Raw genomic sequence first — 23,345 nt, forward strand, 5'->3', positions numbered from 1 at the left:
ATCAGCGGGTGATGCCGCGAGTCGACGCCTGGATCGAGTCGCGAAACACCGCGACTTCCGGGAACAACGCTGCCGACTCGGCCAGTTGGATCAACGCCTGGTCCACCGTCAGCCCCTGACGATAAACCACCTTGTAGGCACGGCGCAGGGCGTGGATCGCCTCTTCGCTGAAACCCCGACGGCGCATGCCTTCGAAATTCATGCTGCGGGCTTCGGCCGGGTTGCCGAATACCGTGACAAACGCCGGTACGTCCTTGCCGATTGCGGTACCCATGCCGGAAAAGCTGTGGGCGCCGATATGGCAGTACTGATGCACCAGGGTAAAACCGGACAGGATGGCCCAGTCGTCAACGTGCACATGGCCAGCCAAGGCAGTGTTGTTGACCAGGATGCAGTGGTTGCCGATCACGCTGTCATGGCCGATATGGGCATAGGCCATGACCAGGTTGTGATCACCCAGCGTGGTCTCGGCACGATCCTGCACGGTGCCACGGTGAATGGTTACACCTTCACGGATGATGTTGTGATCACCGATTACCAGGCGTGTTTCTTCACCCTTGTACTTCATGTCCGGGGTGTCTTCGCCTACCGAGGAGAACTGGTAGATGCGGTTGTGTTTGCCAATGCGGGTCGGACCCTTGAGGATCACGTGCGGCCCGATGACAGTCCCCTCGCCGATTTCCACACCTGCGCCGATGATCGACCAAGGGCCGACCTCAACGTCGGCGGCCAGCACGGCCGACGGATCGATGATTGCGCGAGGGTCAATCAAACTCATAGTTTGCGTTCCGCACAGATGATCTCAGCGGAGCACACCGGCTTGCCATCCACCGAAGCCTGGCATTCGAACTTCCAGATCTGGCGCTTGCAGCTGATGAACTTGGCTTCCAGGATCAACTGGTCACCCGGGGTAACCGGGTTGCGGAAACGCAACTTGTCGGAGCCCACGAAATAGTAAAGCGTGCCATCGGCAGGCTTGAGGTCGAGCATTTTGAAACCAAGGATACCGGCAGCCTGGGCCATCGCTTCGATGATCAACACGCCCGGCATGATGGGATGCGCAGGAAAGTGACCATTGAAGAACGGTTCGTTGATGCTGACATTCTTGTAGGCACGAATGCGCTTTTCCTCAACATTGAGGTCCACTACGCGGTCCACCAGCAGGAACGGGTAACGGTGAGGCAGGTATTCGCGAATCTCGTTGATGTCCATCATTTCGGGGGGAAGCCTGTAATAAAGATTGGGGGCGGGCGAACTAAAAGCACGCCCCGCTAGCAAATCAAGGAGGCAGTCTAGCGGCTGTGCACACTTGATATGGAAATGGTATCAGCCTTCTGATGAAGCATTACCGCCAGGGGTCACGTCTCCAACACGCTTTTCCAGCTGTTTGAGGCGTCGAGCCATGTCGTCGAGCTGCCTCAACCGTGCTGCACTCTTGCGCCATTCAGCTGCAGGCTGCATGGCGGTACCGGAAGAATAGGCACCCGGCTCGGTAATCGAGTGGGTCACCATGGTCATGCCGGTGATGAATACGTTGTCGCAAATATCGATATGCCCCACCAACCCCACGCCACCGGCGAGCATGCAATGCTTGCCGATTTTGGTGCTGCCGGAGATGCCTACACACGCCGCCATGGCGGTGTGATCGCCAATCTGGACGTTGTGGGCGATCTGGATCTGGTTATCGAGCTTCACGCCGTTACCGATCACGGTATCGGCCAAGGCCCCGCGATCGACAGCGGTGTTGACACCGATTTCCACGTCGTCGCCGATCAATACGCCGCCGACCTGGGCAATCTTGTTCCAGACACCTTTGGAATTGGCAAAGCCAAAACCTTCACCGCCGATCACGGCACCCGACTGGATGACCACACGCTCGCCGATACGCACATCGTGGTACAGGGTCACGCGGGGTGCCAGCCAGCCATCGGCACCGATTTCGCAGCGTGCGCCGATAAAGCAATGCGCACCGACAGTCACACCCGCCGCAATGCGTGCACCGCTCTCGATCACCGCAAACGCGCCGACGCTGGCAGCAGGGTCAACCTGCGCATCATCGGCGATGACCGCCGAGGGATGAATACCGGCGCCAGCCTTGGGTTTCGGGTCGAACAGGTGCGATACCCGTGCATAAGCCAGGTACGGGTCGGCCACCACCAGCGCATCCCCGGCAAACCCTTCGGCGTCAGCGGCTTTGAGCAACACGGCTGCAGCCTGGCTATCGACGAGGTATTTACGGTATTGGGGATTTGCGAGGAAGCTCAACTGAGCTGGGCCAGCCTCCTGCAAGGTGGCTAGCCCAGTGATTTCTTTCTCCTTGGAGCCACGCAAAGTGGCCCCCAGGAACTCGGCCAACTCGCCGAGCTTGATAGTCGCGGTCATGGCTTACTTCAGCTGGTTCATGCGCTCGATCACCTGACGGGTGATGTCGTATTGAGGCTTGACGTCGATGACAGCGCCACGCTCGAACACCAGGTCAAATGCACCTTTCTTGATGACTTCTTCCACAGCGCTGTCCAGTTTCGGCTTCAGCTGCTTGAGCATTTCGCGGTCGGCAACTGCCTTGGCTTCGTTCAGCTCCTTGGACTGGAACTGGTAGTCACGGGCCTTTTGCTTGAATTCAAGCTCCAGGCGCTCGCGCTCGCCCTGCTGCATCTTGTCGCCACCGGCTACCAGGCGATCCTGGATGCCCTTGGCACTGCTTTCCAGGGTCTTGAGCTTGGTCAGTTGCGGACCGAATTTCTTCTCGGCATCCACGGCGTACTTCTTGGCCGCATCGGATTCCAACAGAGCCATCTGATAGTTCAGGACGGCGATTTTCATTTCGGCGAAGGCCGGGGTGGTTACCAGCACGGTGGCCAGCAGAACCAATTGAGTCAACTTACGCACGATGTACTCCTACAGAATCCGTTGTCGTTATCTTGGGTCAGACGCTTAGAACGTCTGGCCGAGGGAGAATTGGAAAATCTGGGTTTCAGCGTTATCCGGTTTCTTGATCGGCATGGCCAGAGCAAAGCTCAATGGGCCAAGCGCAGTCACCCAGGTCACACCCACACCCACGGAGCTTGCCAGGTTGCTGAGGCTCACGTCGTTGCATTGGGTTTCGGACTTCACGCCGCTTGGGTTACGGATCTGCTCGCACTTGGAGTCGAACACGTTACCCACGTCCCAGAAGACCGAAGTACGCAGCGAACGCTGATCCTTCACGAATGGCAGCGGGAACAGAATCTCCGCACCACCCTGAATCAAAACGTTACCACCGAACGGCAGCGGGTCGTTGTCCGAATCCGCCACAGTGCCTTGGTTACCGGTTACACCCACACCACGGCTTGGCGTACCACGAGGACCCAGGGTGCTGTCCTTGAAGCCACGTACCGAGTTGAAACCACCAGCATAGTAGTTCTCATAGAACGGCAAGCCATTGGTCGAACCATAACCATCGCCATAGCCCAGCTCAGTGTGCAGGCGCATGGTGTAGTTATCGCTCAACGGCTGGAACAACTGGCCGCGGTAGTCGAGCTTGAAGAACGACAGGTCGCTGCCCGGCGTCGTGGTTTCCAGGGTCAGGCTCTGGGAGTGACCACGGGTCGCCAGCACACCTTTGTTCAGGGTCGACTCGGACCAGCCGGCGGACGCTTTGAAGTTCAGGAACTTGTCACCTTCGCGACGGGTAAAGTCGAAGATCTCGTCCACGGTGTACACACCGGTCTTGATCTCATCCTGTTGCGCGGTCAGGCCAAAGGTCAGGCGCGACGTTTCGCTGATCGGGTAGCCAATGTTGGCGCCCACACCCAGGCTGTCGATCGCATAGCTTGCTACGTCAACGTCGAGGTCTTTGTAGTCGGTGGTGCGGTAGAAGGCGTTGTAGCCCAGGCTCACACCGTCGGCAGTCCAGTAGGGGTCGACATAACCGAAGTTATAGCGGCTCTGGTATTCGCTGCGGGTCAGGCCGATGGAAACTTTGTTACCGGTACCGAGGAAGTTGTTCTGGGTGATCGAACCACCGAGGATCAGGCCGGCGCTCTGTGCGAAACCAACGCTGGCGGTGATGGAACCCGACGCCTGCTCTTCCACGGCGTAGTTCACGTCAACCTGGTCATCCACGCCCGGTACGGCCGGGGTCTCGACGTTGACTTCCTTGAAGAAGCCCAGGCGCTCAAGACGGGTCTTGGACTGGTCGATCAGGTAAGTCGACGCCCAGCCACCTTCCATCTGACGCATTTCACGACGCAGCACTTCGTCCGCAGACTTGGTGTTGCCACGGAAGTTGATGCGGTTCACGTAGGCACGCTTGCCCGGGTCGACAACGAAGGTGATGTCCACGGTGTGGTCATCATCGTGCGGGGTCGGCACGCCGTTGACGTTGGCGAAGGTATAGCCTTCGTTACCGAGGCGGCGGGTGATCAGTTCGGAGGTGGTGGTCATCAGCTTGCGCGAGAACACCTGATCCTTCTGCACCAGCAACAGCGCCTTGACCTGGTCTTCAGGGACTTTCAGGTCGCCGCTGAGCTTCACGTCACGAACCTTGTACTTCTCGCCTTCGTTGACGTTGACGGTGATGTAGACGTGCTTCTTGTCCGGAGTGATGGACACCTGGGTCGAAGCGATATCCATGTTGATATAGCCACGGTCCAGGTAGTAGGAGCGCAGACGCTCCAGGTCACCGGAGAGTTTTTCACGTGCGTACTTGTCGTCGTTCTTGAAGAACGACAACCAGTTGGTGGTCTTGAGTTCGAACAGGTCGATCAGGTCGTCATCAGCGAACTTGGTATTGCCCACCACGTTGATGTGCTGAATCGCCGCCACGGTACCTTCGTTGATGTTGACCTTGAGGCCGACACGGTTACGAGGTTGCGGGACCACTTCGGTTTCCACGGTCGCGGAGTAGCGGCCCTGGGCAACGTACTGGCGTTGCAGCTCGTTACGCACACCCTCAAGGGTGGCGCGCTGGAAGATCTCGCCCTCGGCCAGGCCGGATTGCTTGAGGCCCTTCATCAGGTCTTCAGTGGAGATCGCTTTGTTGCCTTCGATCTCGATACTGGCGACGGAAGGTCGCTCGACGACAGTGATGACCAGGACGTTGCCTTCGCGACCCAGTTGGATGTCTTGAAAGAAACCGGTTTTGAACAGCGCACGAGTGGATTCCACCAGGCGACGGTCATCAGCCTGTTCCCCAACGTTCAACGGCAAGGCACCAAAGACGCTACCCGCGGAAACCCGCTGGAGGCCGTTGACGCGAATATCGGAGATGGTGAAGGACTCGGCGTGAACTTCGGCGATCATCAATACGGTGAGAACCGCAGTTAGCAGCAGACGTTTCATGAAGTCCTTTCTTATTCCAACTGGCAATAAACAAACTGCCGCAAAATGCGGCAGATTCGCAATTCAGCGAAGCGTTACAGACGACCCAGATCGTTGACCAAGGCTAACAACATCACCCCGACCACCAAACTGATACCGATCTGTATCCCCCAACCCTGCACCCGATCCGACAAGGGACGACCACGCGCCCACTCGACCAGATAAAACAACAGATGCCCCCCATCCAATACTGGAATGGGCAGCAAATTCAGAACACCCAGGCTAATACTCAGATAAGCCAGGAAATTCAGGAAATCCGCGACACCCGACTGGGCAGAAGCGCCCGCCACTTTAGCAATGGTTATCGGTCCACTCAAGTTTTTTACCGAGAGCTCGCCGAACAACATTTTCTTGAGGGATTCGAGGGTCAGCACACTCATGGTCCAGGTGCGTCGAGCGCCCTCGCCAATTGCTGCCAACGGCCCGAAACTGACCTCGCGCACCATCGATGGCGGCCACTCTACACCTTTCACCCCGGCACCCAGGTAACCCCCGGCCGCCTTGGCTTCCCCGCGCACCGCCAGGGTGACAGGGATGTCGATTTGAGCACCGTCGCGCTCAACTTTCAGCACAATTTTGGTATCAGGCCGTACACGAACCAGGTCGACCACTTGCTGCCAGTCGCCCAATGCCTGGCCATCGAGGGCCAACAGGCGATCACCGGTTTTCAACCCGGCGGCCTGGGCCGGACCTTTCGGGTCCAGCTCGGCGAGCACCGGCGGCAGCGCCGGGCGCCACGGACGGATACCCAGGGATTTGATCGGATCAGGCTCGTCCGCCCCCTTCAGCCAATGGTCAAGGGCCAGCGTACGCGGGGTTTCGGTCGTGGAATCCTGCTCGCGCACCAACACATTGACGGTACCGCTCTCACCCAGGCGACGAACCAACTGTAAATTGACCGCGCCCCACCCCGTGGTGGGCTCGCCATCAATGGATACAATTTCTTGCCCTGCGACCAGGCCGGCCTTGGCCGCCATGCTATCGGCCTCGACCGCGCCGATGACCGGGCGCACCTGCTGGCTGCCGAGCATGGCCAGCACCCAGAAGAACACCATCGCCAGCAGGAAGTTGGCGATCGGTCCCGCGGCAACAATCGCAATACGCTGACGAACGGTCTTGCGGTTAAAGGACTGGTCCAGTTGATCAGCCGGCACTTCACCTTCGCGCTCATCGAGCATCTTGACGTAGCCACCCAAGGGGATGGCCGCAATCACAAACTCGGTGCCGCGACGGTCATGCCAGCGCAACAGCGGCATGCCGAAACCGACGGAAAAGCGCAATACCTTGACGCCGCAACGACGTGCCACCCAGAAGTGGCCGAATTCGTGGAAGGTAACCAGCACACCCAGAGCAACCAGGGTGCCGACAATCATGTAAAGCGCACTCATCTAATTTCTCCGCATTCCAATCCAGTGCCTGAAGGCTCAAACACGCCCTCAAACTAACGCGCGTTGCGGTCCAGCCATTGTTGAGCCAGGGCACGAGCCTTGGCATCAGCCTCGAACACCGCCCCCAGGTCATTCACCGCCACGACAGGCTCAAGCGCCAGGACGTCCTCGATGATACTCGCGATCTGCGGAAAGCGGATGCGCCGTTCGAGAAACGCCGCCACGGCCACTTCATTGGCAGCATTGAGCATCGCCGGTGCGCTGTTACCCGCTTGCGCCGCATGTCGTGCCAGGCGCAGGCAAGGAAAGCGTTGCTCGTCCGGCGCCTCGAAATCCAGCCGCGCAATTGCAAACAGGTCCAATGGTGCCACGCCGGAATCAATCCGCTCCGGCCAGGCCAGGGCGTTGGCGATGGGCGTGCGCATGTCGGGGTTACCCAACTGCGCCAGCACCGAACCATCCACATAGTCGACCAGGGAATGAATCACACTTTGCGGGTGGATCACCACCTCGACTTGCTCGGGGCGTGCATCGAACAGCCAGCAGGCCTCGATCAACTCCAGCCCCTTGTTCATCATGCTTGCCGAATCCACGGAGATCTTGCGCCCCATTGACCAGTTCGGATGAGCGCAGGCCTGATCCGGAGACACATGCTCCAGCTCAGCCAACGGAGTTTGACGGAAAGGACCACCAGAGGCCGTCAGCAGAATCCGACGCACGCCGACCTGGCTCAGGCCTCGGGCAAAGTCACCCGGCATGCACTGGAAGATGGCGTTGTGCTCACTGTCGAGGGGCAGCAACACGGCGCCGCTCTTGCGCACCGCCTGCATAAAGAGTGCACCGGACATCACCAGCGCTTCTTTATTGGCCAACAGGATCTTCTTGCCAGCATCGACCGCAGCCAGGGTTGGACGCAAGCCAGCAGCCCCGACGATGGCGGCGACAACGGTATCCACTTCGGCATCCGCCGACACCTGGCACAGCCCCTCCTCGCCCACCAACACCTGGGTAGCCAGCCCGGCAGCCCGCAGATCATCCTGCAGCCCGCGCGCCAACGCGGCCTCAGGCACGACGGCGAAACGCGGTGCATGGCGCACACACAGGGCGAGCAATTCGCTCAAGCGGGAGAAGCCGGTCAGCGCGAAGACCTGATAGCGATCCGGGTGGCGAGCGATCACGTCCAGGGTGCTCAGCCCTACCGAGCCCGTAGCCCCCAGCACGGTTACCTGTTGCAGGCGGCTCACGAGGCAGTCATCCACAGCAGTACGGCGAAAATCGGGATGGCCGCTGTCAGGCTGTCGATACGATCCAGCACGCCGCCGTGACCCGGCAGCAGGTTGCTGCTGTCCTTGATCCCGGCCTGGCGCTTGAACATGCTTTCGGTCAGGTCACCGACCACCGAGATAAAGACGACGATGGCAGAGCCCAGCAGCGCCAGGAAGATTTCCTTCACCGACCAGTCACGTACCACACCCACCACCAGCGTGATCAGCAGGGTCAATGCCAGGCCGCCGTACACGCCCTCCCAGCTCTTGCCCGGGCTGACCGCCGGCGCCAGCTTGCGCTTGCCGAACGCACGACCCGAGAAGTAGGCGCCGATATCCGCGCCCCAGACAAGCACCATCACCGCCATGATCAGCCAGTTGCCCATCGGCGAATGCTTGATCAGTACCAGCCCTTGCCAGGCCGGCAGCAGGATCAACAGGCCAATGACCAGCTTGCAGGCCACACTGGACCAATGACTGCTGGTGCGCGGATAGGTCAGCACCAGGAACGTCGCCAGCGCCCACCACAAGACCGCCGCCCCCAGCACCCAGGGCGCGACGTCCGGCAGGATGTACATGAGAAACAGCAACAGCGCCACGATTGCGGCGTACACCACGCGTGGCAACTGTGCACTGAAGCCCGCCAGGCGCGCCCATTCCCAGGCGCCCAGGGTTACGACCAAGCCAATAAACAGCGCAAAGCCGGAACCATCGAGCAGGAAAAACCCACACAAGGCGATCGGCAACAGGATCAGTGCTGTGATGATTCGTTGTTTAAGCATTAAACCCGGGCTCCAGCTTCGATCTGCTCGCTCGTTTTACCGAAGCGACGCTGACGGGAAGCGAAATCGGCCAGCGCATTACGCATGGCATCGTGTTTGAAGTCCGGCCAGAACAGGTCGGAGAAGTACAGCTCGGTATAGGCCAGCTGCCACAGCAGGAAGTTGCTGATGCGGTGCTCGCCACCGGTGCGGATGCACAAGTCCGGCAACGGCAGGTCGCCGGTCACCAGGCAGGTCTGCAGCAGTTCGGGCGTGATGTCGTCCGGGCGCAGATGACCGGCTTGCACTTCGCGGGCCAGTCGCTGCGCGGCCTGGGCGATATCCCACTGGCCACCGTAGTTGGCTGCGATCTGCAGCACAAAACGGTTGGCCCCGGCGGTAATGGCCTCGGCTTCGCGCATGGCGGCCTGCAGTTCCGGGTGGAAACGCGAGCGATCGCCAATGATGCGCAGGCTGATGTTGTTGTCGTTGAGGCGCTTGGCCTCGCGACGCAGAGCCTTGAAGAACAGGTCCATCAAGGCACTGACTTCTTCGGCCGGGCGCTGCCAGTTCTCGCTGGAGAAGGCAAACAGGGTCAAGACTTCGACCTTGGCCTCGGCACACACCTCAATCACAGCCCGTACCGCATCGACACCCGCTTTATGCCCGGCAACACCCGGCATAAAGCGTTTCTTCGCCCAGCGATTATTCCCATCCATGATGATCGCGACATGGCGCGGCACCACAGAGGGTACAGTCTGCTTGGTCTTTTCCATGAAGGCGTCCTGACCCCTTATACGGCCATCAGGTCCTTTTCTTTCTCTTCCGTGGCCTTGGTGATCTGGGCCTCGGCGTCCTTGGTCAGCTTGTCGATATCGGCGACGGCGCGACGCTCTTCGTCTTCGCTGATTTCCTTGTCCTTGACCAGCTTCTTCAGGTCACCCAGGGCATCACGACGGATGTTGCGCACGGCTACGCGAGCATCTTCCGCGGCGCTGCGCGCCTGCTTGGTGAAGCCCTTGCGGGTTTCTTCGGTCAGGGCAGGCATGGAGATCAGCAGCAACTCGCCCAGGTTGGTCGGGTTGAGGTTCAGCCCAGCGCTCTGGATTGCCTTGTCGACGGCAGCGAGCATGTTGCGCTCGAACGCCACGACCTGCAGGGTGCGCGAGTCTTTCACAGTGACGTTGGCCACGCCGCTCAGCGGGGTGTCGGCGCCGTAGTAAGGCACCATCACGCTACCCAGGATGCTTGGGTGAGCCTTGCCGGTACGAATCTGGCCAAAAGCATGGCTCAGAGACTCCAGGGATTTCTGCATACGCGCTTGGGCGTCTTTCTTGATTTCGTTGATCATTGTTGGCCTTCCTCGATCAGAGTCCCTTCCGCGCCGCCGTGTACGATGTTCAGCAGGGCGCCGGGCTTGTTCATGTTAAATACGCGCAGCGGCATCTTGTGGTCGCGGCACAGGCAAATAGCCGTCAGGTCCATCACACCCAGCTTGCGATCCAGTACTTCATCGTAGGTCAGATGATCGAACTTCTCGGCATGCGGGTCTTTGAATGGATCTGCGGTGTAGACGCCGTCCACCTTGGTGGCCTTGAGCACTACGTCGGCATCGATCTCGATGGCGCGCAGGCAGGCAGCCGAGTCCGTGGTGAAGAACGGGTTGCCAGTACCAGCAGCGAAGATCACCACTTCTTTGGAGTTCAGGTGGCGCATGGCTTTGCGGCGATCATAGTGATCGGTCACGCCCACCATGGAAATAGCCGACATCACGATAGCCGAGATATTGGCACGCTCCAGGGCGTCACGCATCGCCAGGGCGTTCATCACAGTGGCCAGCATGCCCATGTGGTCGCCGGTGACCCGATCCATGCCGGCCGCACTCAGTGCCGCGCCGCGGAACAGGTTGCCGCCGCCAATCACCAGGCCGACCTGCACGCCGATGCCGACCAGTTGGCCGACTTCCAGCGCCATGCGATCGAGCACCTTGGGATCGATCCCGAACTCTTCCGAGCCCATCAGGGCCTCGCCGCTAAGCTTGAGTAGAATGCGTTTATAGCGAGCCTGATAACCACTGCCCTGCTGAGCCATTGCGAATCTCTCCTGCGGCGTATTTTTTAAAAAATTCTTGGCGAGCCGTTTACGGCTTGCGTTCACTCTAGCTGGACGCTGTCACAGCGCCATCGGAACACGGCTTTGTAAGCCAGTTCCGAGGGTAAGCCAAATAAAATCGGCCTGCCCATTTGAAAAGAGGCTGCGCGCGTGAGCGGGCAGCCTCTTTTGGGCGACAGTTGAAAACTGTCTTATTGCTTGGCGGCAGCCAGCTGGGCAGCAACTTCTTCAGCGAAGTTGTCGACCGGCTTCTCGATGCCTTCGCCTACTTTGAAGTAAGTGAAGGAAACAATTTCAGCACCGGCTTTCTTGGCCAGTTCGCCAACCTTGATTTCAGGGTTCTTGACGAACGCCTGCTCAACCAGGCTTGCTTCAGCCAGGAACTTGCTGATACGGCCCTTGACCATGTTCTCAACAATGTTTTCTGGCTTGCCTTTGATTTTTTCTTCGTTCAGCTGCAGGAACACAGCTTTTTCACGCTCGATCGCTTCGGCAGAAACTTCCGAAGGCAGCAGGAACTCAGGGTTGCTGGCAGCAACGTGCATAGCGATGTCTTTGGCCAGCTCAACGTCGCCGCCTTTCAGAACAACCGTTACACCGATTTTGTTGCCGTGCAGGTAACCACCGACAACATCACCTTCAACGCGAACCAGGCGACGGATGTTGACGTTTTCGCCAACCTTGCCGACCAGTACCAGGCGAGCAGCTTCTTGAGCTTCGATCAGAGGCTCAACGGTAGTCAGCTTGTCAGCGAATGCTTTTTCAACGCTGGCAGCAACGAATGCCTTGAAGTCATCCTGCAGAGCCAGGAAGTCGGTCTGCGAGTTCACTTCCAGCAGGACTGCGGATTTACCGTCTTCCTTCAGGGCGATAGCGCCTTCAGCAGCAACGTTACCGGCTTTCTTGGCGGCCTTGATGGCGCCCGAAGCACGCATGTCGTCGATGGCTTTTTCGATGTCGCCGCCGGCCTTGGTCAAGGCCTTTTTGCAATCCATCATGCCTTCGCCGGTACGCTCACGCAGTTCTTTAACCAACGCTGCAGTAATCTCTGCCATTTCAAAATCCTCTTGGATAGGTTTTCAACCATTCCACCCGATCAAACGGGCGATCAATTCTTCCCGAATCTCCGTTGTAGGCCGCTGCACGTTACAGTCGCTAGGTTGCGCTGCCACAAATGGGCGCCCACAAATGGTTTTCGAGGTGGCAAAAAGGGGGCCAAGCCCCCTTTTTGCTTACTGAGTCAACGCCAGGGCGTCAATTACTCAGCGGCTGCTACCGGAGCTTCTTCAACGAACTGCTCGGTACCGCCAGCAACGTGGTTGCGACCACGGATTACAGCATCAGCCATCGAACCCATGTACAGCTGGATAGCGCGGATTGCGTCATCGTTGCCTGGGATGATGTAGTCAACGCCTTCCGGGCTGCTGTTGGTATCGACTACGCCGATAACCGGGATGCCCAGCTTGTTGGCTTCGGTGATCGCGATGCGCTCGTGATCAACGTCGATAACGAACAGTGCGTCAGGCAGACCGCCCATGTCCTTGATACCACCCAGGGAACGATCGAGCTTTTCCAGGTCACGGGAGCGCATCAGCGCTTCTTTCTTGGTCAGCTTGGCGAAAGTACCGTCTTCGGCTTGCACTTCAAGGTCACGCAGACGCTTGATGGAAGCACGGATGGTTTTGAAGTTGGTCAGCATGCCGCCCAACCAGCGGTGATCGACGTACGGCGAACCGCAACGTGCTGCTTCTTCAGCAACGATCTTGCCAGCGGAACGCTTGGTGCCGACGAACAGAATCTTGTTTTTGCCCTGGGCCAGGCGCTCTACGAAAGTCAGCGCTTCGTTGAACATTGGCAGGGTTTTTTCAAGGTTGATAATGTGGATCTTGTTACGCGCGCCGAAAATGTACTTACCCATTTTCGGGTTCCAGTAACGGGTCTGGTGACCGAAGTGCACACCGGCCTTCAGCATATCGCGCATGTTGACTTGGGACATGATAGTTCCTTAATAAGTCGGGTTTGGCCTCCACGTATCCCAATGACCAACCAGCGGCAGCAAGGCCTCCGGCACCCAGGTCATCGTGTCGACACGTGTGTGGATTTAAGCTTTGCGGGGTATCCCCGGAAAGCGGCGCATTTTATACCACACGAAGGGCGAAAACGAAACCCGCAATCACATTTGCCGTGCGCGGCATTGGCGTAACCCTTTGAATAGAGCGAATTTAGCCCCATCTGATAGAGAGAAGCGATCATCAGAGGGTCATGATTTGACGCCATCGTCTGTTAGAATCGCGTTTTTTGGGGCTTGTGCGAGTTCTGCAACCTTTTGTCGCACACCCGTAAACCGTATTGATTTCAGCGCGTCGCGCTAGAGAGAGCCTGTATGACCGTTAGTTTGAAATCCGCCGAAGACATCGCCGGCATGCGCATCGCCGGCAAACTGGCTGCCGACGTGCTGGAAATGATTGCCGAGCACGTCAAGCCAGGCGTCACCACCGAAACGCTCAACCAGATCTGCCACGACTATATAGTCGACGTGCAAAAGGCCATCCCTGCGCCGCTGAACTACAAGGGCTTCCCCAAGTCGATCTGCACCTCGGTCAACCACGTGGTCTGCCACGGGATCCCGGGTGACAAGCCATTGAAGGAAGGCGACACCCTGAACATCGACGTCACCGTGATCAAGGATGGCTACTTCGGCGACACCAGCCGCATGTTCCACGTCGGCACGGTGCCAGTCTGGGCCGAGCGCCTGTCCCAGGTCACCCAGGAATGCATGTACAAGGCCATCGAAATCGTCAAGCCTGGCTGCCGCCTGGGCGACATCGGCGAAGTGATCCAGAAGCATGCTGAAAAGAACGGCTTCTCGGTGGTGCGCGAATTCTGCGGGCACGGCATCGGCACGGTCTTCCACGAGGAGCCGCAGATCCTGCACTACGGCCGTGCCGGCACCGGCATGGAACTCAAGGCCGGCATGACCTTCACCATCGAGCCGATGATCAACCAGGGCAAGGCCGACACCAAGGTGCTGGGCGACGGCTGGACCGCCATCACCAAGGACCGCAAGCTCTCGGCCCAGTGGGAACACACCCTGCTGGTCACCGAGACTGGCTACGAGATCTTCACCCTGCGCGCCGACGACACGATTCCTCGCGTTTCGGCGTAAGACAGCAGCCTTGGTTTTCCCCCATTGTGTTGTGACTGACTGTTAGATAGAAAGGAAAGCCGATCGATGCCCCAGGTGGATCCCGAACTCTTCGACCGTGGCCAGTTCCAGGCCGAACTGGCCCTGAAGGCGAGCCCTATCGCCGCTTTCAAGAAAGCTATCCGCCAGGCTCGCGAGGTGCTCGACGAGCGCTTTCGCAGCGGCCGGGACATCCGTCGGCTGATCGAGGACCGCGCCTGGTTCGTCGATAACATCCTGCAGAAGGCCTGGGAACAGTTCAGCTGGAGCGAAGACGCCGACATCGCCCTGGTGGCGGTCGGCGGCTACGGTCGCGGCGAACTGCACCCCTACTCCGACATCGACCTGCTGATCCTGCTGGACAGCGCCGATCATGAGATCTTTCGCGATTCCATCGAGCGTTTTCTGACGCTGCTGTGGGACATCGGCCTGGAAGTCGGCCAGAGCGTGCGTTCGGTGGACGAGTGCGCCGAAGAGGCCCGCGCCGACCTGACGGTGATCACCAACCTGATGGAAAGCCGCACCATCGCCGGCCCCGAGCGCCTGCGCCAGCGCATGCTCGAAGTCACCAGTACCGCACACATGTGGCCGAGCAAGGACTTCTTCCTGGCCAAGCGTGCCGAGCAGAAGGCCCGCCACCACAAGTACAACGACACCGAATACAACCTGGAACCCAACGTCAAAGGCTCGCCGGGCGGGCTGCGGGATATCCAGACGATTTTGTGGGTTGCCCGTCGCCAGTACGGCACCCTGAACCTGCGCGCCCTCGCGGGCGAAGGGTTCCTGGTCGAGAGCGAAAACGCCCTGTTGGCCTCGTCCCAGGAGTTTCTCTGGAAAGTGCGCTACGCCCTGCACATGCTCGCCGGGCGCGCCGAAGACCGCCTGCTGTTCGACCACCAGCGCTCCATCGCGACCCTGCTGGGGTTCGAAGGCGAGGACGCCAAGACCAGCATCGAAAGCTTCATGCAGCAGTATTACCGGGTGGTCATGAGCATCGCCCAACTCAGCGACCTGATCATCCAGCACTTCGAAGAAGTGATCCTGGCCCCTGAAGACGAAGCGCCGCCGCAGCCGATCAACTCGCGCTTCCAACTGCATGACGGCTATATCGAGGCGCGCAACGACAACGTGTTCCGCCGCACCCCGTTCGCCATGCTGGAAATCTTTGTGCTGATGGCCCAACAGCCGGAAATCAAAGGTGTGCGCGCCGACACCATTCGCCTGCTGCGAGAAAACCGTCACCTGATCGACGACGATTTTCGCCACGACATTCGCAACACCAGCCTGTTCATCGAGCTGTTCAAGTGCAAGATCGGCATCCACCGCAACCTGCGTCGGATGAACCGCTACGGCATTCTCGGGCGCTATCTGCCGGAATTCGGCTTTATCGTCGGGCAGATGCAGCACGACCTGTTCCACATCTATACGGTGGACGCCCACACCCTCAACCTGATCAAACACCTGCGCAAGTTGCAGTACACCCAGGTGTCAGAGAAATTCCCGCTGGCCAGTAAGCTGATGGCCAAGCTGCCCAAGCCGGAGCTGATCTACCTGGCCGGCCTGTACCACGACATCGGCAAAGGCCGGCATGGCGACCACTCGGAAATCGGTGCAGTGGATGCCGAGGCCTTCTGCCAGCGCCACCAGTTGCCGCTGTGGGACAGCCGCCTGATCGTCTGGCTGGTGCAGAACCACTTGGTGATGTCGACCACCGCCCAGCGCAAGGACTTGTCCGACCCGCAGGTGATCCATGATTTCGCGCAGATCGTCGGCGATGAAACCCGCCTCGATTATCTGTACGTGCTGACCGTCTCCGACATCAACGCCACCAACCCGACGCTGTGGAACTCCTGGCGCGCCAGCCTGTTGCGCCAGCTGTACACCGAGACCAAGCGCGCCCTGCGTCGCGGCCTGGAAAACCCGGTGGACCGCGAGGAGCAGATCCGCCGCACGCAAAGCGCAGCCCTGGATATCCTGGTGCGCGGCGGCAACGACCCGGACGACGTCGAACAACTGTGGTCGCAGCTGGGAGACGATTATTTCCTGCGCCATACCGCCGGCGATGTCGCCTGGCACACTGACGCGATCCTGCAGCAGCCTGCCGATGGCGGCCCGCTGGTGCTGATCAAGGAAACCACCCAACGCGAATTCGAAGGCGGCACGCAGATTTTCATCTACGCGCCCGACCAGCACGATTTCTTCGCCGTGACCGTGGCAGCGATGGACCAGCTCAACCTGAACATCCATGACGCCCGGGTCATCACCTCCAGCAGCCAGTTCACCCTCGACACCTATATCGTGCTCGACACCGACGGCGACTCGATTGGCGACAACCCGGCGCGCGTGAAAAAGATCCGCGAAGGCCTGACCGAAGCGCTGCGCAACCCGGATGACTACCCGACCATCATCCAGCGCCGCGTACCGCGCCAGCTCAAGCACTTTGCGTTCGCGCCCCAGGTCACCATTTCCAACGACGCCCAGCGCCCGGTGACGGTGCTGGAACTCAGCGCCCCGGACCGGCCAGGCCTGCTGGCGCGTATCGGCGGGATTTTCCTGGAGTTCGACCTGTCGTTGCAGAACGCCAAGATTGCGACCCTCGGCGAGCGCGTGGAAGACGTGTTCTTTATTACCGATGCCGATAACCAGCCGCTGTCCGACCCTGAGCTGTGCCGCCGCTTGCAGGAGGCCATCGTCCAGCAGCTGAGCGTGACCCAGGAACCCGGCGTCGAGCTGTCGCGCCTGACCATTTGATTATTTAACGTTGTAAACACGATCCCTGTGGGAGCTGGCTTGCCTGCGATACGGGCCGCTCGGTGTATCAGCTACACCGACGCGATGCCATCGCAGGCACGCCAGCTCCCACAGGGTCCGTGCCCACCGTGATTGAGGCCCTTATGAACAACGCCCTGAACCAGCTGCAGCCCTACCCGTTCGAGAAATTGCGCGCCCTGCTCGGCAGTGTCACGCCGAACCCGGACAAACGCCCGATCGCGCTGTCCATCGGCGAACCGAAGCACACGTCGCCGGCATTCGTCGCCGAAGCGCTGAGCAACAACCTCGACCAAATGGCGGTCTACCCCACCACCCTGGGCATCCCGGCCCTGCGCGAGGCCATCGGCACCTGGTGCGAACGCCGCTTCAACGTGCCCAAGGGCTGGCTCGATCCGGCGCGTAACATCCTGCCGGTCAATGGCACCCGTGAGGCTTTGTTCGCTTTCACCCAGACTGTGGTCAACCGCGGCGACGACGCGCTGGTCGTCAGCCCGAACCCGTTCTACCAGATCTACGAAGGCGCCGCGTTCCTGGCCGGGGCCAAGCCGCACTACCTGCCGTGCCTGGACGAAAATGGCTTCAACCCGGATTTCGATGCGGTCTCGCCCGATATCTGGAAACGCTGCCAGATCCTCTTCCTGTGCTCCCCAGGCAACCCGACCGGCGCCCTGATCCCGGTCGACACACTGAAAAAACTGATCGCCCTGGCCGACGAATACGACTTCGTGATCGCCGCCGACGAGTGCTACAGCGAGCTGTACTTCGACGAACAGACCCCGCCACCAGGCCTGCTCAGCGCCTGCGTGGCGCTGGGTCGCAAGGACTTCAAGCGTTGCGTGGTGTTCCACAGCCTGTCCAAGCGCTCCAACCTGCCAGGCCTGCGCTCGGGCTTCGTGGCCGGCGATGCCGAAATCCTCAAGGGTTTCCTGCTGTACCGCACTTACCACGGCTGCGCGATGCCCGTGCAAACCCAACTGGCGAGCATCGCCGCCTGGCAGGACGAAGCCCACGTGCAGGCCAACCGCGACCTGTATCGCGAGAAGTTCGACGCCGTGCTGGCAATCCTCAAGCCGGTGCTGGACGTACAGGCCCCGGACGGCGGGTTCTACCTGTGGCCGAATGTGAATGGCGACGATGCCGCCTTCTGCCGCGACCTGTTCGTGGAGGAACACGTGACCGTGGTGCCGGGTTCGTACCTGTCGCGGGAAGTCGACGGTTTCAACCCCGGCGCCGGGCGTGTGCGCCTGGCACTGGTCGCGCCATTGGCAGAGTGTGTGGAGGCGGCGGAGCGGATTCGCGACTTTATCCAGCGTCGCCGCTAAGCGTCCCGCAGGTCACTTCACCTGACCCAGGTTCGCCTCGCTCATATCCAGATCCGCCAACACTTCACGCAATACGTCATCACCAATCTGGTGATGACGGCTCAGGCTGTACAGCTCCAACCGCTGCGCACGCAGGGCCTTGAGGCGCAGTTTGCGCTCAAGCTGATCCATCTGCTGCGCCAGCGCCTGGGCTTCTGCCGAGTCGTTGAACACCTCCAGTTGATGACGATATTCCGACATCAGCCGCGCCTTCAGCTCGGTCGCCAGTGCGGCCTGGGCGGCGTCCGGGGTGCCGCTTTCGGCGGGTTCCTCTGTCTCCAGGGCATGAATTGCGGCCACCGCAGTCTTTTTCCAAGCTTCGCGTACCTCGTTGTGGCGCTTTTCATCCGGGCTTTTTTCGATGCCGCGCAACAGCAGCGGCAAAGCGATACAGGCGGCAATCAGCGACAGCAGGATCACGCCGGCCGCGATGAAGATCAGCAGGTCGCGCTCGGGAAAATCCTGGCCCGGCGCCAGCAACAATGGCACCGACATGACGCCGGCCAGGGTCACCGCACCGCGCACACCGCCGACGGTCAACAGCCAGCAGGAGCGTGCAGTGGGCACCAGGGTCAACTCACTTTTCCCACGCAGGCGGCGGAGCAAGCCCGACAGGCGCCAGATGCTTTGCACCCAGATAAAGCGCAACACCACCAGCACCAGGAAAATCGCGATCACGTCCAGGCAGCGATACAACAAGGTCGGCCACAGCGTCGGCTCATGGCTGACCACGGCCTTGATGATGTCCGGCAATTGCAGGCCCAACAGCAGGAAGATCAAGCCATTGAAGGCAAACTCCAGCAGCGACCAGACGCTGCGGTTGAGCAGGCGCGTGCTGGTCTGGCGCGGCAGCAGGTCGAGCCAGCTTTGCATCATGCCCGCGGCGACCGCCGACAGGATGCCCGAGGCGCCGAGGCGTTCAGCCAACACATAGGCGGCAAACGGCAGCAGCAACATGAACACCACGTGGGTCGCCGGGTCGTCCCAGCCCCGCGCGATCATCCAGGCGCGCAGGCGGCCGACCAGCCAGCTCAGCGCCACCCCGACTGCCAGGCCGCCCACCGCGACCAACACAAAGGTCAGGCTGGCATCGGCCAACGAGAACACGCCGGTCAACGCCGCCGCCAGGGCAAACTTGAAGGTCACCAGGCCCGAGGCATCATTCATCAGCGCCTCGCCCTGGAGCATATGCATCAAGGGAGTCGGCAAACGGTTCTGGGCAATCGCCGACACCGCCACGGCGTCCGTCGGCGACAGCACGGCGGCCAGGGCGAAGGCCACCGGCAACGGGATCGTCGGCAATAGCCAATGGATGAAGTAGCCAGCACCGACCACAGTGAACAGCACCAGCCCCACTGCCAGCGTCAGGATCGGCCCGCGCAGGCGCCACAATTCGCGCTTGGGCATGCGCCAGCCATCGGAGAACAGCAGCGGCGGCAGGAACAGAAACAGGAACAGCTCCGGGTCCAGCGCCACATGCAACCCCAGCGTAGGCCATGCCAGCAAGGCGCCGGCGGCAATCTGTACGAGGGGCAACGGCAATGGAATGATGCGCCCGACCAGGCGCGAAACGCTGACCAGCATCAGCAGGATAAGAACGGTGTAGGCGGTTTGCATAACGCGGGTTTCCCGGACAATCGACTTGCAACGACACCTATCAGGCAACAACTGGCCGTTGAAGTGCCATATTACCGGGCTATGTTACTCGCCTATGCTGCGCGCTGGCCTTTGCACAAAAGTCGCACGGTGCTGACGAGAGGCACCCAAACCCGCTGGCCGTGGCATAATCCGTGACCTTTCAGTTTCATTTGTCCAAAGGGGGGCAATTCCTTGACCGTTTCAAGCAAAACGTTGCACCTTTTCGGCATCAAAGCCTGCGACACCATGAAAAAGGCGCGCACGTGGCTCGATGAGCACGGCGTCAGTTATGAGTTCCACGACTACAAAACGGCCGGTATCGACCGCGAACACTTGACCCAATGGTGCAACGAGCACGGTTGGCAGGTGGTTTTGAACCGTGCGGGCACCACCTTTCGCAAACTCGAAGACGAACGCAAAGCCGATCTCGATCAGTCGAAAGCTATTGAACTGATGCTCGCACAACCCTCGATGATCAAGCGCCCGGTGCTTGATCTCGGTGACAGAACCCTGATTGGCTTCAAGCCAGATAGTTATTCGGCGGCCCTCAAGTAGGCCAGCCCTTTCATTTTTGTAGAGGTAACAGCATGTCCAATTCCCTGTTCAGCCTGGGCTTCGGCGTCGGCACTCAGAACCGCCAAGGTGCTTGGCTGGAAGTGTTTTACGCACAACCCTTGCTCAACCCATCGGCTGAAATCGTTGCCGCCATCGCGCCAATCCTCGGCTACAGCGAAGGCAACCAGGCGATCACCTTCACCGTGACCCAAGCCCTGCAACTGGCTGACGCACTGAAAAGCGTCGACGCTGCCCAGGCCGCGCTGCTGAGCCGCCTGGCAGAAAGCCACAACCCGCTGGTTGCCACCCTGCTGGCCGAAGACGCCGCACTGACCTCCACGCCTGAGGCCTACCTCAAGCTGCACCTGCTCTCGCATCGCCTGGTCAAGCCGCATGGCCTGAGCCTGGCCGGTGTGTTCCCGCAGCTGCCAAACGTAGCGTGGACCAGCCAGGGCGCCATCGACATCAACGAACTGGCCGAACGCCAACTGGAAGCGCGCCTGCGTGGCGAGCTGCTGGAAGTGTTCTCGGTGGACAAGTTCCCGAAAATGACCGACTACGTGGTACCGGCCGGCGTGCGTATCGCTGACGCCGCGCGTATCCGCCTGGGCGCCTACGTGGGCGAAGGCACCACGGTGATGCACGAAGGTTTCGTCAACTTCAACGCCGGCACCGAAGGCCCGGGCATGATCGAAGGCCGAGTTTCGGCGGGCGTGTTCGTCGGCAAGGGCTCGGACCTGGGCGGCGGTTGCTCCACCATGGGCACCCTGTCGGGCGGCGGCAACATTGTGATCAAGGTCGGCGAAGGCTGCCTGATCGGCGCCAACGCCGGTATCGGCATCCCGTTGGGTGACCGCAACACCGTGGAATCGGGCCTGTACGTCACCGCCGGGACCAAGGTCGCGCTGCTCGATGAGCAGAACCAACTGGTCAAGGTGGTCAAGGCTCGCGAGCTGGCCGGCCAGCCGGACCTGCTGTTCCGCCGCAACTCCGAGACCGGTGCCGTGGAGTGCAAAACCCACAAATCGGCCATCGAACTGAACGAAGCGCTGCACGCTCACAACTAAGCAGCCACTCGATGCCACTAGCGGGCCGCGCCTTCGGGTTGCGGCTCGCTTATACGAGTCTTGATCACCATGCTTGTGCCCTCCCCCTGGCGCGCCGATTTTCCGGCCATCGCCACCCTGCAACGGCAAGACCAGACCTACCTGGACAACGCCGCCACCACACAAAAACCCCAAGCCCTGTTGGATGCCATCAGCCATTACTACGCCAATGGCGCAGCCAATGTGCACCGTGCCCAACATTTGCCGGGTGCCCATGCGACCCAGGCCTTCGAGGACAGTCGCAGCAAGGTTGCGCAGTGGTTGAACGCAGGTGACAGCGGGCAAATCGTGTTTACCCATGGCGCTACCTCAGCGCTGAACCTCTTGGCGTATGGCCTCGAGCACTTATTCAATGCGGGCGATGAGCTGGTCATCAGCGCCCTGGAACATCACGCCAACCTGCTGCCCTGGCAGCAACTGGCCAAACGTCGCGCGCTCACGCTGGTGGTGTTGCCGCTGGACGCTGACGGCGTGATCGACCTGCATGCCGCTGCCGAGTTGATCGGCCCACGTACACGCCTGCTGGCGGTGAGCCAGCTGTCCAACGTGCTCGGTACCTGGCAGCCGCTGGAGCCATTGCTGGCACTGGCCAAGGCCCATGGCGCGCTGACGGTCGTCGATGGCGCGCAAGGCATCGTCCACGGACGCCACGATGTGCAGGCCCTGGGCTGCGACTTTTATGTATTTTCCAGCCACAAACTGTACGGCCCGGACGGCGTCGGTGTGCTGTTTGGCCGCAATGAAGCCCTGCATCACCTGCGCCACTGGCAGTTCGGCGGCGAGATGGTGCAGCAGGCCGATTATCACAGCGCCAGCTTTCGCCCCGCGCCGCTGGGCTTCGAGGCCGGAACGCCGCCGATTGCCAGTGTGATCGGCCTGGGTGCCAGCCTGGATTACCTGAGCTCACTGGACGAGCAGGCAGTGACCGCCCATGAAGCGGCACTGCATGACTACCTGCTGCGCGGGCTGCAGGCACGCAATGGCGTGCGTGTGCTGGGTGCGCCGCAGGTGGCGCTGGTGAGTTTCGTGGTCGAGGGTGTGCACAACGCCGACCTTGCGCACCTGCTGACCGAGCAAGGCATTGCCGTTCGCGCCGGCCATCATTGCGCGATGCCGCTGCTCAAGGCACTGCATTTGTCCGGTGCCATTCGTGTGTCCCTGGCACTGTACAACGACTCCGATGACCTGGAACGCTTCTTTGAAGCGCTCGACCAGGCGCTGGATATGCTGCGATGAGCCTGCCGTTGGATGCGGTGGCCGCGCTGGAAGCCTTCCAGGCGGTCGGCAGTTGGGAGCAGCGCGCGCGGATGCTGATGCAATGGGGCGAGCGCCTGCCGCCATTGGCGGATGAGGACAAGGTCGACGCCAACCTGGTGCAGGGCTGTGAAAGCCTGGTGTGGTTGGTGGGACGTTTAGAGGACGGCCACTGGCAGTTTGCTGCCAGCAGCGATGCGCGGATGATTCGTGGGTTGGTAGCGTTGCTGCTGGCACGGGTCAATGGGTTGTCGGCCGCCGAATTGCAGGCCGTCGACTTGCCTGATTGGTTCGCACAACTGGGCCTGTCACGGCAGCTGTCGCCGTCGCGCAGCAATGGCCTGAATGCTGTCTTGCAGCGCATGCGCGAATTAAGCAGTACACAAAACTAAACGTGGGCTGGCTTGCCTGCGAAAGCAGTGTGTCAGGCACCTGATGCATCAACTGACACACTGCCTTCGCGGGCAAGCCAGATCCCACAGGAATTGAGGTGTGGCTCAGGCAACCAGGCAGATGGAGATCACATGTGGGAGCTGGCTTGCCTGCGATGCAGGCACCTCGGTCTATCAGTCAGACCGCGGTGAGGCT

Annotated in this window: 21 protein-coding genes; 7 read left to right on the forward strand and 14 right to left on the reverse strand. The window is 60.3% G+C overall.

The genetic code is table 11. The features are described from left to right. Window position 1: 1 nt before the first annotated feature. The 13 genes from lpxA to rpsB form a co-directional block, all read right to left on the reverse strand. Window positions 2–778 carry an acyl-ACP--UDP-N-acetylglucosamine O-acyltransferase gene (gene lpxA, locus NTD80_RS18145; RefSeq protein WP_065903075.1) on the reverse strand — a complete coding sequence of 259 codons (777 nt, stop codon included), beginning with the start codon at window positions 776–778 and terminating at the stop codon, window positions 2–4. Continuing rightward, window positions 775–1,215 (reverse strand): 3-hydroxyacyl-ACP dehydratase FabZ, encoded by a 441-nt coding sequence (gene fabZ, locus NTD80_RS18150; protein ID WP_003172281.1) that lies wholly within the window; start codon window positions 1,213–1,215, stop codon window positions 775–777. Before fabZ ends, lpxA begins: the two co-directional genes overlap by 4 nt. 111 nt (window positions 1,216–1,326) lie before the next feature. Further along, window positions 1,327–2,382 (reverse strand): UDP-3-O-(3-hydroxymyristoyl)glucosamine N-acyltransferase, encoded by a 1,056-nt coding sequence (gene lpxD / locus NTD80_RS18155; protein ID WP_262134471.1) that lies wholly within the window; start codon window positions 2,380–2,382, stop codon window positions 1,327–1,329. A gap of 3 nt (window positions 2,383–2,385) precedes the next feature. After that, window positions 2,386–2,889: an OmpH family outer membrane protein gene (locus NTD80_RS18160; RefSeq protein WP_003172279.1), complete on the reverse strand. Its 504-nt coding sequence runs from the start codon at window positions 2,887–2,889 to the stop codon at window positions 2,386–2,388. Window positions 2,890–2,934: 45 nt separating this feature from the next. Continuing rightward, entirely contained in the window at window positions 2,935–5,322 is a 2,388-nt protein-coding gene (bamA, locus tag NTD80_RS18165) for an outer membrane protein assembly factor BamA (RefSeq protein WP_065903080.1), read from the reverse strand. A gap of 74 nt (window positions 5,323–5,396) precedes the next feature. Next, window positions 5,397–6,749, reverse strand: coding sequence for a sigma E protease regulator RseP (gene rseP, locus NTD80_RS18170; RefSeq protein WP_262134472.1), 1,353 nt, complete (start codon window positions 6,747–6,749; stop codon window positions 5,397–5,399). 53 nt (window positions 6,750–6,802) lie between these two features. Beyond that, window positions 6,803–7,993 carry a 1-deoxy-D-xylulose-5-phosphate reductoisomerase gene (gene ispC / locus NTD80_RS18175; protein ID WP_106804958.1) on the reverse strand — a complete coding sequence of 397 codons (1,191 nt, stop codon included), beginning with the start codon at window positions 7,991–7,993 and terminating at the stop codon, window positions 6,803–6,805. Further along, on the reverse strand, window positions 7,990–8,796 hold the full coding sequence (locus NTD80_RS18180; RefSeq protein WP_262134474.1) for a phosphatidate cytidylyltransferase: 807 nt from the start codon (window positions 8,794–8,796) through the stop codon (window positions 7,990–7,992). Before NTD80_RS18180 ends, ispC begins: the two co-directional genes overlap by 4 nt. After that, a complete protein-coding gene (gene uppS / locus NTD80_RS18185; RefSeq protein WP_016974405.1) occupies window positions 8,796–9,551 on the reverse strand; it encodes a polyprenyl diphosphate synthase in 756 nt (251 codons plus the stop codon). Before uppS ends, NTD80_RS18180 begins: the two co-directional genes overlap by 1 nt. A 17-nt stretch (window positions 9,552–9,568) precedes the next feature. Further along, entirely contained in the window at window positions 9,569–10,126 is a 558-nt protein-coding gene (frr, locus tag NTD80_RS18190) for a ribosome recycling factor (RefSeq protein WP_016974404.1), read from the reverse strand. Beyond that, complete coding sequence (pyrH, locus tag NTD80_RS18195; protein WP_003189161.1) at window positions 10,123–10,866, reverse strand: UMP kinase; 744 nt, start codon at window positions 10,864–10,866, stop codon at window positions 10,123–10,125. Before pyrH ends, frr begins: the two co-directional genes overlap by 4 nt. A gap of 212 nt (window positions 10,867–11,078) precedes the next feature. Further along, window positions 11,079–11,942, reverse strand: coding sequence for a translation elongation factor Ts (gene tsf / locus NTD80_RS18200; protein WP_262134475.1), 864 nt, complete (start codon window positions 11,940–11,942; stop codon window positions 11,079–11,081). Between the two features lie 203 nt (window positions 11,943–12,145). Then, window positions 12,146–12,883, reverse strand: a complete 738-nt coding sequence (gene rpsB / locus NTD80_RS18205) for a 30S ribosomal protein S2 (RefSeq protein ID WP_003189158.1) — start codon at window positions 12,881–12,883, stop codon at window positions 12,146–12,148. A 387-nt stretch (window positions 12,884–13,270) separates the two neighbouring features. Here rpsB and map point away from each other — a divergent pair, with 387 nt between their 5' ends. The 3 genes from map (at window position 13,271) to dapC (ending at window position 18,165) form a co-directional block, all read left to right on the forward strand. Continuing rightward, on the forward strand, window positions 13,271–14,053 hold the full coding sequence (gene map, locus NTD80_RS18210; RefSeq protein WP_065903086.1) for a type I methionyl aminopeptidase: 783 nt from the start codon (window positions 13,271–13,273) through the stop codon (window positions 14,051–14,053). Between the two features lie 66 nt (window positions 14,054–14,119). After that, entirely contained in the window at window positions 14,120–16,822 is a 2,703-nt protein-coding gene (locus NTD80_RS18215; RefSeq protein WP_262134476.1) for a [protein-PII] uridylyltransferase, read from the forward strand. Window positions 16,823–16,965: 143 nt separating this feature from the next. Then, complete coding sequence (gene dapC / locus NTD80_RS18220) at window positions 16,966–18,165, forward strand: succinyldiaminopimelate transaminase (RefSeq protein WP_262134477.1); 1,200 nt, start codon at window positions 16,966–16,968, stop codon at window positions 18,163–18,165. A gap of 12 nt (window positions 18,166–18,177) precedes the next feature. Here the strand turns inward: dapC and NTD80_RS18225 are convergent, their stop codons facing one another. Then, complete coding sequence (locus tag NTD80_RS18225) at window positions 18,178–19,821, reverse strand: Na+/H+ antiporter (RefSeq protein ID WP_065903095.1); 1,644 nt, start codon at window positions 19,819–19,821, stop codon at window positions 18,178–18,180. 267 nt (window positions 19,822–20,088) lie between these two features. Between NTD80_RS18225 and NTD80_RS18230 the strand changes: the two genes are divergently transcribed. The 4 genes from NTD80_RS18230 to NTD80_RS18245 all read left to right on the forward strand — a co-directional run bounded on the left by NTD80_RS18230 (window position 20,089) and on the right by NTD80_RS18245 (window position 23,149). Next, window positions 20,089–20,397 (forward strand): arsenate reductase, encoded by a 309-nt coding sequence (locus NTD80_RS18230; RefSeq protein ID WP_229999207.1) that lies wholly within the window; start codon window positions 20,089–20,091, stop codon window positions 20,395–20,397. A gap of 32 nt (window positions 20,398–20,429) precedes the next feature. Then, window positions 20,430–21,464 carry a 2,3,4,5-tetrahydropyridine-2,6-dicarboxylate N-succinyltransferase gene (gene dapD / locus NTD80_RS18235; protein ID WP_106804963.1) on the forward strand — a complete coding sequence of 345 codons (1,035 nt, stop codon included), beginning with the start codon at window positions 20,430–20,432 and terminating at the stop codon, window positions 21,462–21,464. A gap of 69 nt (window positions 21,465–21,533) precedes the next feature. Continuing rightward, window positions 21,534–22,739, forward strand: coding sequence for an aminotransferase class V-fold PLP-dependent enzyme (locus NTD80_RS18240; protein WP_262134478.1), 1,206 nt, complete (start codon window positions 21,534–21,536; stop codon window positions 22,737–22,739). Then, complete coding sequence (locus tag NTD80_RS18245; RefSeq protein ID WP_262134479.1) at window positions 22,736–23,149, forward strand: SufE family protein; 414 nt, start codon at window positions 22,736–22,738, stop codon at window positions 23,147–23,149. Before NTD80_RS18240 ends, NTD80_RS18245 begins: the two co-directional genes overlap by 4 nt. Window positions 23,150–23,345: the final 196 nt, after the last annotated feature.

Origin of the sequence: Pseudomonas sp. 13B_2.1_Bac1, from assembly GCF_025466155.1 — a bacterium.
Lineage (GTDB): Bacteria > Pseudomonadota > Gammaproteobacteria > Pseudomonadales > Pseudomonadaceae > Aquipseudomonas > Aquipseudomonas aylmerensis.

Bases quoted from the DNA above. Each gene is read 5' to 3' on its own strand.
- lpxA (WP_065903075.1), bottom strand. From the start codon at position 778: ATGAGTTTGATTGACCCTCGCGCAATCATCGATCCGTCGGCCGTGCTG.
- fabZ (WP_003172281.1), bottom strand. From the start codon at position 1,215: ATGATGGACATCAACGAGATTCGCGAATACCTGCCTCACCGTTACCCG.
- lpxD (WP_262134471.1), bottom strand. From the start codon at position 2,382: ATGACCGCGACTATCAAGCTCGGCGAGTTGGCCGAGTTCCTGGGGGCC.
- bamA (WP_065903080.1), bottom strand. From the start codon at position 5,322: ATGAAACGTCTGCTGCTAACTGCGGTTCTCACCGTATTGATGATCGCC.
- rseP (WP_262134472.1), bottom strand. From the start codon at position 6,749: ATGAGTGCGCTTTACATGATTGTCGGCACCCTGGTTGCTCTGGGTGTG.
- NTD80_RS18180 (WP_262134474.1), bottom strand. From the start codon at position 8,796: ATGCTTAAACAACGAATCATCACAGCACTGATCCTGTTGCCGATCGCC.
- uppS (WP_016974405.1), bottom strand. From the start codon at position 9,551: ATGGAAAAGACCAAGCAGACTGTACCCTCTGTGGTGCCGCGCCATGTC.
- frr (WP_016974404.1), bottom strand. From the start codon at position 10,126: ATGATCAACGAAATCAAGAAAGACGCCCAAGCGCGTATGCAGAAATCC.
- pyrH (WP_003189161.1), bottom strand. From the start codon at position 10,866: ATGGCTCAGCAGGGCAGTGGTTATCAGGCTCGCTATAAACGCATTCTA.
- tsf (WP_262134475.1), bottom strand. From the start codon at position 11,942: ATGGCAGAGATTACTGCAGCGTTGGTTAAAGAACTGCGTGAGCGTACC.
- rpsB (WP_003189158.1), bottom strand. From the start codon at position 12,883: ATGTCCCAAGTCAACATGCGCGATATGCTGAAGGCCGGTGTGCACTTC.
- map (WP_065903086.1), top strand. From the start codon at position 13,271: ATGACCGTTAGTTTGAAATCCGCCGAAGACATCGCCGGCATGCGCATC.
- NTD80_RS18215 (WP_262134476.1), top strand. From the start codon at position 14,120: ATGCCCCAGGTGGATCCCGAACTCTTCGACCGTGGCCAGTTCCAGGCC.
- dapC (WP_262134477.1), top strand. From the start codon at position 16,966: ATGAACAACGCCCTGAACCAGCTGCAGCCCTACCCGTTCGAGAAATTG.
- NTD80_RS18225 (WP_065903095.1), bottom strand. From the start codon at position 19,821: ATGCAAACCGCCTACACCGTTCTTATCCTGCTGATGCTGGTCAGCGTT.
- NTD80_RS18230 (WP_229999207.1), top strand. From the start codon at position 20,089: ATGAAAAAGGCGCGCACGTGGCTCGATGAGCACGGCGTCAGTTATGAG.
- dapD (WP_106804963.1), top strand. From the start codon at position 20,430: ATGTCCAATTCCCTGTTCAGCCTGGGCTTCGGCGTCGGCACTCAGAAC.
- NTD80_RS18240 (WP_262134478.1), top strand. From the start codon at position 21,534: ATGCTTGTGCCCTCCCCCTGGCGCGCCGATTTTCCGGCCATCGCCACC.
- NTD80_RS18245 (WP_262134479.1), top strand. From the start codon at position 22,736: ATGAGCCTGCCGTTGGATGCGGTGGCCGCGCTGGAAGCCTTCCAGGCG.